At 71.1% G+C, this 13,196-nt stretch carries 17 protein-coding genes; all 17 read right to left on the bottom strand.

Going from position 1 to position 13,196, the window contains the following annotated elements:
- Nucleotides 1-50 precede the first annotated feature (50 nt).
- Nucleotides 51-338, bottom strand: a complete 288-nt coding sequence (locus BJ979_RS03750; protein ID WP_141162273.1) for an HU family DNA-binding protein — start codon at nt 336-338, stop codon at nt 51-53.
- A 140-nt stretch (nt 339-478) separates the two neighbouring features.
- Complete coding sequence (gene rpsN / locus BJ979_RS03745) at nt 479-784, bottom strand: 30S ribosomal protein S14 (protein WP_141143798.1); 306 nt, start codon at nt 782-784, stop codon at nt 479-481.
- A 3-nt stretch (nt 785-787) separates the two neighbouring features.
- Nucleotides 788-958 (bottom strand): 50S ribosomal protein L33, encoded by a 171-nt coding sequence (gene rpmG, locus BJ979_RS03740; RefSeq protein WP_029145259.1) that lies wholly within the window; start codon nt 956-958, stop codon nt 788-790.
- Complete coding sequence (gene rpmB / locus BJ979_RS03735; protein ID WP_141162274.1) at nt 958-1,194, bottom strand: 50S ribosomal protein L28; 237 nt, start codon at nt 1,192-1,194, stop codon at nt 958-960. Before rpmB ends, rpmG begins: the two co-directional genes overlap by 1 nt.
- Before the next feature lie 246 nt (nt 1,195-1,440).
- Nucleotides 1,441-1,992, bottom strand: a complete 552-nt coding sequence (locus tag BJ979_RS03730; RefSeq protein WP_179565312.1) for a hypothetical protein — start codon at nt 1,990-1,992, stop codon at nt 1,441-1,443.
- Nucleotides 1,989-3,353 carry a S26 family signal peptidase gene (locus BJ979_RS17315; protein WP_246286678.1) on the bottom strand — a complete coding sequence of 455 codons (1,365 nt, stop codon included), beginning with the start codon at nt 3,351-3,353 and terminating at the stop codon, nt 1,989-1,991. Before BJ979_RS17315 ends, BJ979_RS03730 begins: the two co-directional genes overlap by 4 nt.
- Before the next feature lie 59 nt (nt 3,354-3,412).
- Entirely contained in the window at nt 3,413-4,030 is a 618-nt protein-coding gene (locus BJ979_RS03720) for a SipW-dependent-type signal peptide-containing protein (RefSeq protein WP_179565310.1), read from the bottom strand.
- Nucleotides 4,031-4,083: 53 nt separating this feature from the next.
- The gene (locus BJ979_RS03715) at nt 4,084-4,701 is read right to left on the bottom strand and encodes a SipW-dependent-type signal peptide-containing protein (RefSeq protein WP_218853429.1); all 618 of its coding nucleotides are present in this window, start codon (nt 4,699-4,701) and stop codon (nt 4,084-4,086) included.
- A gap of 155 nt (nt 4,702-4,856) precedes the next feature.
- Nucleotides 4,857-5,429, bottom strand: coding sequence for a hypothetical protein (locus BJ979_RS03710; RefSeq protein WP_179565308.1), 573 nt, complete (start codon nt 5,427-5,429; stop codon nt 4,857-4,859).
- Between the two features lie 3 nt (nt 5,430-5,432).
- Entirely contained in the window at nt 5,433-6,062 is a 630-nt protein-coding gene (locus tag BJ979_RS03705) for a hypothetical protein (protein WP_179565305.1), read from the bottom strand.
- Between the two features lie 106 nt (nt 6,063-6,168).
- On the bottom strand, nt 6,169-6,576 hold the full coding sequence (locus BJ979_RS03700; protein WP_179565303.1) for a Fur family transcriptional regulator: 408 nt from the start codon (nt 6,574-6,576) through the stop codon (nt 6,169-6,171).
- Complete coding sequence (locus BJ979_RS03695; protein ID WP_179565301.1) at nt 6,573-7,454, bottom strand: metal ABC transporter permease; 882 nt, start codon at nt 7,452-7,454, stop codon at nt 6,573-6,575. The genes BJ979_RS03700 and BJ979_RS03695 overlap by 4 nt, the downstream gene beginning before the upstream one ends.
- Nucleotides 7,451-8,314, bottom strand: coding sequence for a metal ABC transporter ATP-binding protein (locus tag BJ979_RS03690; protein WP_179565299.1), 864 nt, complete (start codon nt 8,312-8,314; stop codon nt 7,451-7,453). Before BJ979_RS03690 ends, BJ979_RS03695 begins: the two co-directional genes overlap by 4 nt.
- Nucleotides 8,315-8,463: 149 nt before the next feature.
- Nucleotides 8,464-9,393, bottom strand: coding sequence for a metal ABC transporter solute-binding protein, Zn/Mn family (locus BJ979_RS03685; RefSeq protein ID WP_179565297.1), 930 nt, complete (start codon nt 9,391-9,393; stop codon nt 8,464-8,466).
- A gap of 86 nt (nt 9,394-9,479) precedes the next feature.
- Complete coding sequence (locus BJ979_RS03680; RefSeq protein ID WP_179565295.1) at nt 9,480-10,916, bottom strand: dihydrolipoamide acetyltransferase family protein; 1,437 nt, start codon at nt 10,914-10,916, stop codon at nt 9,480-9,482.
- A gap of 68 nt (nt 10,917-10,984) precedes the next feature.
- Entirely contained in the window at nt 10,985-11,911 is a 927-nt protein-coding gene (locus tag BJ979_RS03675) for an alpha-ketoacid dehydrogenase subunit beta (protein ID WP_246286912.1), read from the bottom strand.
- A 146-nt stretch (nt 11,912-12,057) separates the two neighbouring features.
- A complete protein-coding gene (locus BJ979_RS03670; RefSeq protein WP_179565291.1) occupies nt 12,058-13,176 on the bottom strand; it encodes a thiamine pyrophosphate-dependent dehydrogenase E1 component subunit alpha in 1,119 nt (372 codons plus the stop codon).
- Nucleotides 13,177-13,196 lie beyond the last annotated feature (20 nt).

Genomic DNA, 13,196 nt, shown 5'->3' with positions numbered 1-13,196 from the left:
GAAGGGCGCCGACCAGCGATGGTCGACGCCCTTCGGGCAAGTCGCGAGACTTACTTGGCGGCAGCCTTGAGCTTCGAGCCCGCCGAGACCTTGACGCGGAAGCCCGCGGGGATCTTGATGGTCTCGCCCGTGGCGGGGTTGCGGCCCTCGCGGGCGGCGCTCTCGGTGCGCTCCACCGACAGCCAGCCGGGGATGGAGACCTTGGTGCCGGCCTTGACCGAGTCGGCGAGCGTCGCGAACAGCGAGTCGATGACCTGGCCGACGGCGGCCTGGCTCAGCTCGGTGGAGGCGGCGATCTTCGCGACGAGCTCCGTCTTGTTGAGGGTGTTGTCAGCCATGAATGTCCTCCTGGACTTTCTCTGCAGTACGCGGACCGCGCTCAGTTGGTGAACTGGAGTTCACCGGCTCCCGACGGACCCCGTGGGGAGCCTTAAAAAGCCGGTGGCGGCCCGGGGATGCCCCCGAACCGCCACTGAACTTACCAGGAAGACTTCGTGATTCCGGGCAATTCTCCACGGTGCGCCATGTCGCGGAAGCGCACACGCGAGATGCCGTACTGGCTGAGGACACCGCGCGGGCGGCCGTCGATCGCGTCGCGGTTGCGCAGACGGATGGGCGACGCGTCGCGGGGCAGCTTCTGCAGACCCTGGCGCGCGGCCTCGCGCGACTCGTCGGTTCCGTTCGGATCGATGAGCGCCTTCTTCAGCTCGAGACGCTTCGCGGCGTAGCGCGCGACGATCTCGGCGCGCTGGTTGTTCTTGGCGATCTTGCTCTTCTTAGCCATGGCTTAGCGCTCCTCTCGGAATTCGACGTGCTTGCGGACCACCGGGTCGTACTTCTTGAGCACGATGCGGTCGGGGTTGTTGCGGCGGTTCTTGCGGGTCACGTAGGTGTACCCGGTGCCGGCGGTGGAGCGGAGCTTGATGATCGGACGGACGTCCTGTGCCTTCTTGGCCATCAGATCTTCTCCCCACGGGCCAGCAGGTCCTTGACGACCGACTCGATGCCGCGAGCGTCGATGACCTTGATGCCCTTAGCGGACAGCGTCAGGGTCACGGTGCGGCGCAGCGACGGGACGTAGTACTTCTTCTTCTGCACGTTCGGGTCGAAGCGGCGCTTCGTCCGGCGGTGCGAGTGCGAGATGTTGTGTCCGAAGCCGGGAACGGCTCCGGTCACCTGGCACACGGCTGCCATGGTTCCTCCAATATCGAGACGGATCTCTCCGTCGGCTACCGTGAGGCGGCGGGACGCATCCCAGGCCGACTCACCCAAGGTCACTTGTCGGCGTGCCGAGACCGAATCCGAGGATGCGGCGGCACACAAGAAGAAGCGCGCCGAGACGCGCAACCCTCCGAGAGTACCCGACGTTCGGCCGCCCGGCAACGCGAGCCCGCGAGCGGCCCGGCAGCAGCCCGTCGCTCACCCGCGAGCGGGGCCGTGTCAGACGCAGTTGTAGGTCGTGACGATCAGCAGCGAGGTGATCGTGAAGGTGCGCGGGGCCGAGGGCGCCGACACCCAGTTGTTGTACTTCGCCGTGACGGTCGCCGAGCCGGTCGCGCCGAGCGCGAGCACCGAGACGGGGATGCCGTAGCTGGTCGCCGTCGTCTCAGCGGACCCCGGGGTGGTCGCGTTGCCCGACCAGGTCACGATGTAGGAGGTCGGGGCGATGCCGTCGGAGGTCGCGGGCGGCGCGGTCCACTGGATGGGCACGCTCGGGTTCAGCAGGCCCAGCTCACCCGAGGCGTTGCGGCACGCCGCCGTCGTGACGGGGTTCACCTTAAGCGTCGCGAGCGTGCCGATGATGACCTCGCCGTCGGTCCAGGCGGCTTCGGTGCTGCGGATGCTGCTCGCCGCCGGGTAGGCGACAGCGAGCCCCAGCGCCGCGGCCATGACCGCGGCGAGCGCGGCCTGCAGCCGCGGGCGTCCGGCAAGGAGGCGACGTCCGGCGAGGACGCGCCGGCGCGACGCCGCCTCCCGATTGCGGCGGCTCACGATGCGCCCCGCGCGGTGTCGAGCCAGCTGCGGCGACGGCGTGCCAGCGCGGCGAGCACGAGACCGCTGCCGATCGCGCCGAGCGCCAGCAGCGCCGCCGGCCAGGCCCCGGCGACGCCGGTGCCGGCGAGGTCTCCGCCGCGACCGGCGCCGGCGCCCGAACCGCCCGCGCCGGCCCCGCCGGATCCGTCGCCGTTGCCGAGACCGCCGCTGCCGACCCCCGCATCGCCAGCGCCCCACACCTGCAGGCGCAGCTCGGCATCCGCCTGCTCGGTGATGTCGTCGGCGACGTGCACGGTCATGAGTACCCAGACCTCGGCCGGGATGTCTTCGTCGACGAACCAGCGCGCGCCGTGGAAGGTCGTCGGCGATGTCGCCGCGACGAGCGGAAGGTCGCTGAAGTAGTCGATCGCGCCGGTCGGGCAGCCGTCGGCCGTCCAGCGCACGTCGCAGCCGCGCGCATCCACCAGCAGTCCGTCCGACCGCGCCGGATCCGAGTCGAGGCCGAGCCCGAGTTGCAGGCGGCCGACGTTCGAGTCGTCGTAGGTGCTCACGCCGACCTGCCAGTCGGCCGAGGTGCCCGGCGCCATGCTCTGCATCGCGTCGACGTCGCCGATGCTGACGAGCTGGATGTGGTCGCCGCGCACGATCGTCTCGAGCGGCTCGGCAGCGGCGGGGGCCGGTGCGACGAACGGGATCAGCGTCGCCGCACCGGCGGTCACCAGCACGGCGGCGAGCGCGGCGCCGCTGCGGACGCGGGCATCATCGGCCGTCGTCGGGGTCAGCGCGATCTCGGGCTCCTGCTCGGCCTCGTCGCCGGGGCGTCGCCGCGGCCAGAACGCCCACGTCACGAGCACGGCGGCGCCGATCGTGAGACCGCCGAGCACGAAGGGATTGCCGAACCAGACCACGATGTGCGCGAGGCCCGGCACGGCGACGCGCACGATGCGCACCTGCTCGACCCGGTACGGTGCCGGGTCGTCGTCGGCGTTGGCGTCGCCGCGCAGCGTGATCTCGCGCACCGCCGAAGCGCGACCCTCCGGCGCCTCGATGCCGACCACCCGGTGCGTGATCGGCAGCAGCCCGCCGGGCCGTTCGACCGTGACCACGTCGCCGACCTTCGCCTCGGCCGCGGGGATCTGCTGGACGAGCGCGGCCGAGCCCGAGGGGATCGTGGGCGACATCGACCCGGTCGAGAACATGATGATCGTCGCGTGGAAGACAGTCGCCCCGATCACGGCCGCCAGGCAGACGGCGCCGCCGGCCGCCGCCACCCAGAGCACCACATCCACCAGCACCGACCGCGCGCCGCCCTCACGGCGCGGCCGCGGGCGGCGGTGCGCGATGGGGGCGGTGGTCACGAGGTACTCCTTCGGGCGGGTGCGGTGACGGGGGATGCGCGGTCAGGTGGATGCGGCGGTCAGGTCGAGCGGGTCGTGAAGGTCCAGGTGGCGGTGGCGTTCTGCGACTGGGTTCCGCTCGGCGCATCCGGGGCGAGATACACCTGGAAGCAGAAGGCCGTCGGCGTGCCGGGGGTCGAGCCGGCCGCGGCCGCGAGCGGATTGACGACACCGGAGTTCTGACCGCTCGACAGCAGCGCCGCCGTGGAGGCGCCGCCGACCACCCAGTTCGGGCTTGCGGTCGTGAAGGCGTTCGCGTCGCAGGTCGCGGCGGTGTCGACACGCACGACGCGGTAGAGCATGGCCGAGCTGAGCGCGATGCCGCCGGCGTTGTTCGAGAAGGTCGCCCCGCCGAGCGTCGCCGTGCCGACCACCGACTGCGCGACCGTGCGGATGCGCACCATCGTGTAGGTCGCTCCGTTCGGCACGTAGCCACCCACCGGCAGGGTGAGCGCCATGCCCGGCGCAGTGGTGTTGTCGGCATAGGCGCCGCCGTTCACGCTCGACTGCGTGTCGAAGCGCGACGCCGTGAACGTCGCCTTCGCTATCTCCGCGTCGTTCCACGCCGCCAGCGTGAATCCCGCGCCCAACCCGAGCGCGAGTCCGCCGGCGATCGCCGCCCGCACCCGCACCGACACGCGTCGGCGGGGTGCGGACGGCGGGGGCGACGCGCGGTCGCCCGACCTCACGATCAGACCGACTGGGCCGCGAACTGCCAGGTGGCGGTTCCGGTCTGCCCCTGCACGATCGAGCCGGCGGTCACCTTGAAGCACAGGTTGACCGGCGCTCCGGCCGCGCCGCCGGTGCCCTTCGCGAGGTTGAAGGTCACCGCCGTTCCGCCGGTGCTGGTCAGGGCGGTGCCCGCCGGAACGAGCGCGGTGCCCGTCGTCGCCGCCGTGCAGCCGAATGCGGTGGTCTGCAGCAGCGTGTAGGTGAGGTTCGTTACCACCCCGGTGGTGCCGGAGCTGGTCACCGTGACCGTCGCCGCGTTCGTCGTCGCCGAGGTCAGCTGCACCGCGAACGGTGCGGCGGCGACGTCGGTCGGCGACAGCGATCCCACGTTCACGGTGAAGGGCAGCGTGGCCGCGGTCCCCGCCGTGTTGTGGTTGCTGAACGTCGTGCCGTCGGTCGAGCCGACCATGTCGAAGGTTCCGGCCGTGAACGTGCCGGTGGCGAATTCGGAGTCGTTCCAGGCCGCGAGCACATAGGTCGCACCCACGCCGAGCACGAGGCCTCCGGCGAGGATGGCGGCGATCTTGCGCGATCGCCAGCGCTTCGGTCGGGTCGTCTCCTGAGTTGTCGTCGTCATGACCGGCTCCCTGATCTGCCGTCACTGCGTCGACGCGGTGGTTGTGGATGACTCGGTGCCCTCCCCGCGCCGACGATCCCTGGCGCACAGATTACGCCGGAGTTCGACTCATGTCACCCTTTCGTCACCCCATTGTGAGCGGGTGCGCGGGCGTGCTACTCGGGCTGCGGATGGGACTGCTCGTCAGCCGCGGAAGCCGCGATCTCGGGGCGTGCCGGCACCGGGTCCCGCAGCATCCCGCCCGGCCAGGGAAGCGAGGCGGAGACCGCGAGCAGCGACCCGATCAGCAGAGCCCCGACCACGAGAGGGATGGCCGTCGCGACACCCGCGGGGGTGATCAGCGCGACGCCGGAGATGAGCACCAGACTGCCCGCCGAGCCGACCGCGACCGCGCCGATCGGCAGCGGAAGGCGCATCCGCCGGGTGACCGTGCCGATCGCGGCGGCGAAGGGCACGACCAGCAGCGCCAGCAGCGCGCCGCCGATCGCCGCCACCACCACGAAGAAGCCCGCGCCGTCGAAGTTCTGAGGCGCACCGTGCTCGAGCCAGCCGCTCGTGAACATCAGGATCGGCCCGGCCGGGATACCGGCTGCCACCGAGATGCCGATGAAGGGGCCGACCCGGGTCGCGACCGCCGAACCGGGTCCGGTCGCGGCGACCCAGATCACGACCGCGAGGTCGGCGAAGAAGCCGAGCAGCGCGAGGGTGCCGATCAGGTTCGGATCCACGGATCAGCGCTCGCGATCGGAGAATCCGAGCGCGACGACGGCGCGCTCAGAGGAAGCCGACGCGGCATGCGGCGTCGCCTGCGGTCGCACGAAGCCGCCCGGCCACGGCAGAGCCGAGCTCACCGCGAGCAGGAGACCGACGACCACGGCGGCCGCGATGGCCGCGGGCACCCAGCTGGACAGCCCGACCGGCCCGATCGCGACGGCGCCGACGATCGCGAGCGCGCCGATCGTGCCCGCGGCGACGCCGATCGCCCGCGGAGCCGCACGTCGGGTGAATCGGCCCGCGACGGCGCCGCCCGCTCCCGCGCCCGCCGTCGCGACGATCGCGGCGAGCAGGCCGGTTCCGCCACCGGTGACGAGAGCGATGAGCAAGGTGGTGGGCAGCGCCTGGTCCGCATCGACGTCGAGGGCGTCGGCGACCAGCTGCACGGGGAGCTGTGCGAACACGATGACGCTTCCGACGACGACCGCGGCGAGGAGCGATATCGCAGTGAACACCACCAGTCGGCTCAGGCGGAGACCTGTGGCACGGCCGAGGGCCAGCGGGGTCACGATGCCCACGAGCACGACGATCCCGACGGCGAGCGCGAGCCGCGGAAGCAGGTCGGGAAGGATGTCGGCGAAGTCCACGAGCGCGACGCTAGCGATCATCCGGCCCGCGACCCTCCGGGTGCGCCCGCATCATCCACCGGCACCGCACCCCCGTTCGGGGCCGGATCGGGTGATTCCGCGCCGGTCAGCTCTGCGCGTCGACGCCCTTCGCGGTGCAGTCGGCGCAGAGACCGAAGACGTCGACCACGTGCTCCGGCTGGGTGAAGCCGTGCTTCGCGGCGACCTGGTGCGCCCAGGTCTCCACCTCATCCGCCTCGATCTCGACGGTCGCGCCGCAGTTGCGGCAGATCAGGTGGTGGTGGTGCTTGCCGGGCGTGCAGGCGCGGTAGAGCGCCTCACCCTCCTGCTGCAGCGAGTCGGCCTCGCCCGTCGACTCGAGGTCGGCGAGGGCGCGGTAGACGGTCGCGAGCCCGATCGTCGAGCCCTGGTCGCGCAGACCCGAGTGCAGCGCCTGCGCGCTCACGAAACCCTCGCGGTCGCCGAGCGCGCCGCGCACGGCCTCGCGCTGCCAGGTGTTGCGTCGTGCGGTCATGCCGTCACCACCTCCGTCATCGAAGCGATTCTGCCGCGTCGCGTGCGGTGCCGCTGCCAGGAGATCACCCGGGCGACGAGGTAGATGAGGAACGAGATCGTCGTCACGTAGGGGCTGATCGGCACCGAGGCGCCGAGCGCGAGCAGGATGCCGCCCACGAGCGACACGGTCGCGAAGACGACGCTGAGCACCGGAACCCACACGGGGGATGCCGTGAGCCGCAGCGCAGCGGCCGCCGGCGTCACCAGGATCGACAGCACGAGCAGGGCTCCCACGATCTGCACGCTCACCGCGATCGTGAGGCCCAGCAGGATCATGAACGCCAGCGACAGCCAGCGCGCCGGAACCCCGCGGGCGATCGCGACATCCGCATCCAGGCTCGCGAACACGAGCGGACGCCAGACGACCGCGAGCCCGACGACGACGATCGCGCAGATGATGAGCAGCGAGTTCAGGCGCGGGTCATCGACGGCGACGATCTGCCCGGTCAGCAGTCCGAACTTGTTCGCCGACCTGCCCGGGAACAGAGCGAGACAGAGGATGCCGATGCCGAGCCCGAAGGGCATCAGCACCGCGATGATCGAGTTGCGATCGCGAGCCCGCGTGCCGAGCAGGCCGATCAGCGCCGCCGCGACGAGCGAGCCGACGATCGCGCCCTGCACGACGCCGAGCCCCAGCAGCAGGCCCGCCGAGGCGCCCGCGAAGCTCAGCTCGCTGATGCCGTGCACCGCGAAGGCCATGTCGCGCTGCATCACGAAGACGCCGATCAGACCGCCCGCGATGCCGAGCACGGCGCCGGCGAAGATCGAGTTGCGCAGCAGCGAGATCAGCTCGCCGTAGTCGCTGAAGTCGAAGATCGCGCTCCACAGGTCATTCACGCGGCGCCTCCCGTCGGGTGGGTGCCGAGTCCGCCGGTGCCCGCGGTGTGCGGGTGCCCGCCGTGGTCTGCGTGATCGTGGTCGTCGTGGTGGTGCGAGGAGTCGGGCACGCCGACCACGACGATGCGTCCGCGGGTGCGGATGACGTCGATCGGCGACTGGTACAGTTCGCTCAGCACCTCGCTGCGCAGCACCTCGTCGGGGGTGCCGATGCGGAAGGCGCCGTTCGCCAGGTAAAGCACCCGGTCGACCATGCCGAGGATCGGGTTCACGTCGTGGGTCACGAACAGCACGCCGAGGTCGCGCTCGCGACGCTGGCGGTCGATCAGCTCGCTGACCTCGCGCTGGTGGCGCAGGTCGAGCGAGATCAGCGGCTCGTCGCAGAGCAGCAGGCGCGGGTCGCCGGCGAGGGACTGGCCGACGCGCAGGCGCTGCTGCTCGCCACCGGAGAGGGTGCCGATCGGGCGGCTCGCGAAGCCGGACGCTCCGACCGACTCGAGCAGCGCATCCACCTTCTGCCGGCGCGCGCGGCTCGGCCAGCCCGGCCCGAGCCGGTGGCCGTCGACGCCGAGGCCGACGAGGTCGCGGCCGCGCAGCGGCGTGCCGGGCTCGGCCATCTTCTGCTGCGGGATGTAGCCGATACGGCGGTCGCCGCCGTGGATGCGCTCGCCGAGCAGCTCGGCCGTTCCGCTGCTCAGCTGCTGCTGGCCGAGGATCACCTTCAGCAGGCTCGTCTTGCCCGATCCGTTCGCGCCGAGCACGGCGACGAACTCGCCGGCGGCGACCTCGAGGTCGAGACCGCTCCAGAGGTGCCGGCTGCCGTAGGCGAGACCCGCCCCGTTCAGCCGCAGCACCGTCATCCCCTCATGCTCCCACGCACGACGCACCCCCGCGTCCGCCGCCGGAGCGGGGGATGCGGGGGTCGTCGTGCTCGCGTCGGCGGCGGGGAGGCCGCCGGTCGCGGTGGTGTCGGTGGTGGTCGTCGGAACTCCTGGTGGTGAGGGCCGGCTCAGGCGCCGAGCGCCGAGCTGATCTCGCTGATGATCTTCTTCTGCCAGCCGAGGTAGTCGTCGCCCTTCGGCAGGGTCTCGGTCACGCCGACGACGGGGATGCCGTTGTCCTTCGCGGCCTTCAGCACCTGCTCGGTCTGGGTTCCGTCGGTCTGCTCGTTGTAGACGAGCACGGAGACCTTCTTGTCGCTGAACAGGGCGAGGGTCTCCTGCAGCACGCGCACCGGCGCATCCGTGCCCTCTTCGATCGACTCGCTGAACTCGTCGGGTGTCGCGTTGCTGAAGCCGGCGGCCTCGAGCAGGTAGAGCGGCACGGGCTCGGTGATCGCGACGGACTTGCCGTCGGCCTTCGCCTTCAGCGCGGTGACGTCGGTGTCGAGACCCTTCAGCCCCTCCTGGAAGGTGGCGAGGTTCTTCTTGACCTGGTCGGCCGCATCCGGGTCGACCTTCTCGACGGCGGCGGCGAACTTCTCGGCCACCTTGCCGACGGTCGGGTAGTCGTACCAGACGTGCTCGTTGAACTCGCCGTCGCTCGGCTCCTGGTCGTAGCCGGAGATGTCGGCCGCGTCGAGCACGGTCGCGTCGGTGTTCTTCGCCGACTTCAGCATCGTGTCGACGAAGTCGTCGTAGCCGCCGCCGTTCTCGATGACGATGTCGGCCTTCGAGAGCTCGAGCTGGGTGCGGGCATCCGCCTCGTACTCGTGCGGGTCCTTGTCGGGGTCGTCGATGATGCTCGTGACCTTGACCGCATCGCCGCCGATGGCCTCGGCGATCGAGCCGTAGACGTTGGTCGAGGCGATCACCGTGACGGTGCCGCTGTCGGCGCTGCCGCCGGAGCCGGCGTTCGCCGAGGAGTCGGAGGCGCAGCCGGCCAGCCCGAGGGCGGCGACCGCGAAGAGGGCAGGGGCGATGAGCGCTCGGGTCTTCACATGCGGAACGCTACGCCTTATTGATAACCGAAGTCAAAACGCTTATCAATAGCGGGCGGATGTGCCGCTCGCCCTCGACCGGCTGATCAGTCGAGCAGCAGCGCCGGCTCCTCGAGCACCGCGGCGATGTCGGCGGTGAAGCGGCTCGCGACATCGCCATCCACGACGCGGTGGTCGAAGCTCGCGCCGACCGTCGTCACGAACGCGGGACGCACCTCGCCGTCGATGACCCACGGCTTCTGCTTGATCGCGCCGAGCGCGACGATGCCGACCTCGCCGGGGTTGAGGATCGGGGTGCCGGTGTCCATGCCGAACGAGCCGAGGTTCGTGATCGTGATGGTGCCACCCGACATCTCGGCCGGCTGCGTCTTGCCGTCGCGCGCCGTGAGCGTCATCTGCTCGAGCGCCTGCGCCAGCTCGAGCAGGCTGAGCTTCTCGGCGTCCTTGATGTTCGGCACGATCAGCCCGCGCGGCGTGGCCGCGGCGATGCCGAGGTTCACGTAGTGGCGCACGATGATCTCCTTGTCGGTCCAGCTGGAGTTCACCGTGGGATTGCGGCGCACCGCCCAGATCACGGCCTTCGCCATGACCAGCAGCGGGCTCACGCGCACGCCCGCGAAGGTCGGCGAGGCCTTGAGGCGCTTGACGAACTCCATCGTGCGGGTCGCGTTGACATCGCTGAAGACGCTCACGTGCGGGGCCGTGAAGGCGCTCTCGACCATCGCCTTCGCGATCGCCTTGCGCACGCCCTTCACCGGGATGCGCTCCTCGCGATCGGCCGGCCACTCGGGCGTCTCGATGTTGCGGAACACGCTCGCCTGCTGCGCGTGACGGATCACGTCGTCGCGGGTGATCTCGCCGGCGAGACCCGTGCCGGGCACGGTGTCGAGCTGCACGCCGAGGTCCTTGGCGAGCTTGCGGATCGGCGGCTTCGCGATGACCGGGGCGGCGGAGGCGGCGGGCACGGAGGCGGGGGCGGCCGGACGCGCGGCGGCGGGGTCGGTCGCCGCGGGCGCGGAGCCGTCCGGCGTCGGCAGCGGGGCCGGGCGACGACGACGCGAGGTCGCGTGACCGCCGGCCGAGCCGTAGCCGACCAGCACGGCGCCCGGCTTGTCCTCGGCCTCGGCAGCCTCGGCCGGGGTCGCGGGGGCGGGCGCCGCAGCGGCAGGCGCGGCGGGCGCAGCGGCACCGGCGGCGGTACGCGGCGCGTGCTCGTTCGTGTCGGTCGGGCCGACCCACGCCGACTCGTCGGTCACGGGCGCCTGCAGGTCGATCGACCCGGCCGCCGAGTTGACCCGGATGATGGGCGTGCCGACCTCGACGGTCGACCCCTCATCCACCAGCAGCTCCTGCACCGTGCCCGAGAACGGCGACGGCAGCTCGACGAGCGACTTGGCGGTCTCGATCTCGACCAGCACCTGGTTGACCGTGATCGTGTCGCCGGGCGCGACGCGCCAGCTGACGATCTCGGCCTCGGTCAGGCCCTCGCCCACATCGGGGAGGGGGAACTCGGATGCCACCACGGGGTGCTCCTTCGGGGTCGTCGCGACCGGTGCGGTCGCGTCGGGGTCAGTGAGGTCGGTGGGATGCGTCAGTAGGCGAGCGCGCGGTCGACGGCCTCGAGCACGCGGTCGGCGTCGGGAAGATACTGCTTCTCGAGCTTCGCCGGCGGGAACGGGGTGTCGAATCCGCTGACGCGCAGCACGGGCGCCTCGAGCGAGTAGAAGGCGCGCTCGGCGATCGTCGCGGCGATCTCGCTGCCGACGCTCGCGTTCTGCGGGGCCTCCTGCGCGACGACGACGCGGCCGGTCTTCTGCACGCTCTCGATGATCGGCGCGTAGTCGATCGGCGAGAGGGAGCGCAGGTCGATGACCTCGACGCTCGTGCCCTCGTCGGCGGCGATCTCGGCCGCCTGCAGCAGGGTCGCGACCATGGCGCCGTGGCCGATCAGCGTGACCTCGGAGCCGGTGCGCACGACGCGGCTGCGGTGCATGTGCACGGCCGTACCGGCATCCAGCTGCACCTCGCCACGCTGCCAGTAGCGGCTCTTCGGCTCGAAGAACATGACCGGGTCGTTCGAGCGGATCGCCTCCTGGATCATCCAGTAGGCATCGTGCGGCGTCGCCGGGCTGACGACGCGCAGACCGGCGGTGTGCGCGAAGTAGGCCTCAGGGCTCTCCTGGTGATGCTCGACGGCGCCGATGTGGCCGCCGTAGGGCACCCGGATGACGACCGGATACGACTGGTTGCCCTCGTGACGGTAGGTCTGCTTCGCCAGCTGGGTCGTGATCTGGTCGAAGCCGGGGAAGATGAATCCGTCGAACTGGATCTCGATGACCGGGCGGAAGCCGCGCATCGCCAGGCCGATGGCCGAGCCGATGATGCCCGACTCGGCGAGCGGGGTGTCGAGCACGCGGTTGCCGCCGAACTCGGCGTGCAGGTGCTCGGTGACGCGGAAGACGCCGCCGAGCGGGCCGATGTCCTCGCCCATCAGCAGCACCTTGGGGTCGTCGAGCATCGCCTGACGCAGACCCAGGTTGATCGCCTTCGAGAGGGTGAGGTTCTTGACCTCGGGCTCGGCGACCGGGGCGGATGCGGCGTTCGCGGCCGCGGTGTCGGCGGCGTCCGCGGTCGCGGCGTTCGTCGCGGTGGTGTCGATGTCGGTCATCCCTCGGTCCCTTCGAAGGAGCGCTCGTAGGCGTCCAGCCAGGCGCGCTGCTGCTCGATCACGGGGTGCGGATCGCTGTAGACGTTGTCGAAGATCTTGCTCGTCGGCGGGTCGACCAGCTCGAGCGTGCGGGTGCGCACATCCGCCGCCAGGTCCTCCGCCTCGCGGGCGATGTCGGCGAAGACGTCGTCGCCGGCGCCGCGCGCGCGCAGGTAGGTCTCGAAGCGGCTGATCGGGTCGCGGGCGCCCCAGTAGGCGAGCTCTTCGTTCTGCCGGTACTTGGTCGGGTCGTCGCTCGTGGTGTGCGCGCCCATGCGGTAGGTCAGCGCCTCGATGAAGCGCGGGCCCTGGCCGGTGCGGGCCGAGTCGAGCGCGGCGCTCGTGACGGCGTAGCTGGCGAGCACGTCGTTGCCGTCGATCTGCCAGCTCGGGATGCCGAAGCCCTGCGAGCGCAGGTAGAGCGGCGTGCGCGACTGGCGCTCGACCGGCACCGAGATCGCCCAGTGGTTGTTCTGCAGGAACAGCACCTGGGGCGTCTGGTAGCTGGAGGCGAAGACGAACGACTCGCTGACATCCCCCTGGCTGGTGGCGCCGTCGCCGAAGAAGACCAGAACGGCTTCGTCTTTCTCGACGTCGCCGGTGCCGCTCGAGCCGTCGAGCGCGATGCCCATCGCGTAGCCGGTGGCGTGCAGCGACTGCGAGCCGATGACGAGCGTGTAGAGGTGCAGGTTGCCGTGCGCCTTCGGGTCCCAGCCGCCGTGGCTGAGGCCGCGCAGCATCTCGATGATGCGCATCGGGTCGACACCGCGGATACGGGCGACGGCATGCTCGCGGTAGGCGGGGAAGATGTGGTCCTGCGGGCGGGCGGCGTAGCCGGCGCCGACCTGCGCGCCCTCCTGGCCGAGGCTGGGGATCCACAGCGCGAGCTGGCCCTGACGCTGCAGGTTGCCGGCCTCGATGTCGAAGCGGCGCACGACCACCATCTGGCGGTGGAACTCGATCAGGCGGGCGTCATCGAGCGCCTCGATGCGCGGCAGGAACTCCTCGTTGGCGGCGTTCCGCACGAGCGTCCCGTCTGGCGCGAGCAGCTGGATGGGCGCAGCGTCGGCAAGCATGAACCTCAGCCTAGCCCCGG

This window comes from Schumannella luteola (assembly GCF_013408685.1).
Lineage (GTDB): Bacteria > Actinomycetota > Actinomycetes > Actinomycetales > Microbacteriaceae > Schumannella > Schumannella luteola.
Note: the sequence above shows the minus strand (reverse complement) of the source record. Positions and strands in the feature narration are given on the sequence as shown.

Coding starts and splice junctions, on each gene's coding strand:
- rpsN (WP_141143798.1), bottom strand. CDS start 784: ATGGCTAAGAAGAGCAAGATCGCCAAGAACAACCAGCGCGCCGAGATC.
- BJ979_RS03750 (WP_141162273.1), bottom strand. CDS start 338: ATGGCTGACAACACCCTCAACAAGACGGAGCTCGTCGCGAAGATCGCC.
- BJ979_RS03670 (WP_179565291.1), bottom strand. CDS start 13,176: ATGCTTGCCGACGCTGCGCCCATCCAGCTGCTCGCGCCAGACGGGACG.
- rpmB (WP_141162274.1), bottom strand. CDS start 1,194: ATGGCAGCCGTGTGCCAGGTGACCGGAGCCGTTCCCGGCTTCGGACAC.
- rpmG (WP_029145259.1), bottom strand. CDS start 958: ATGGCCAAGAAGGCACAGGACGTCCGTCCGATCATCAAGCTCCGCTCC.
- BJ979_RS03675 (WP_246286912.1), bottom strand. CDS start 11,911: ATGCTCGACGACCCCAAGGTGCTGCTGATGGGCGAGGACATCGGCCCG.
- BJ979_RS03690 (WP_179565299.1), bottom strand. CDS start 8,314: ATGACGGTGCTGCGGCTGAACGGGGCGGGTCTCGCCTACGGCAGCCGG.
- BJ979_RS03700 (WP_179565303.1), bottom strand. CDS start 6,576: ATGACCGCACGACGCAACACCTGGCAGCGCGAGGCCGTGCGCGGCGCG.
- BJ979_RS03715 (WP_218853429.1), bottom strand. CDS start 4,701: ATGACGACGACAACTCAGGAGACGACCCGACCGAAGCGCTGGCGATCG.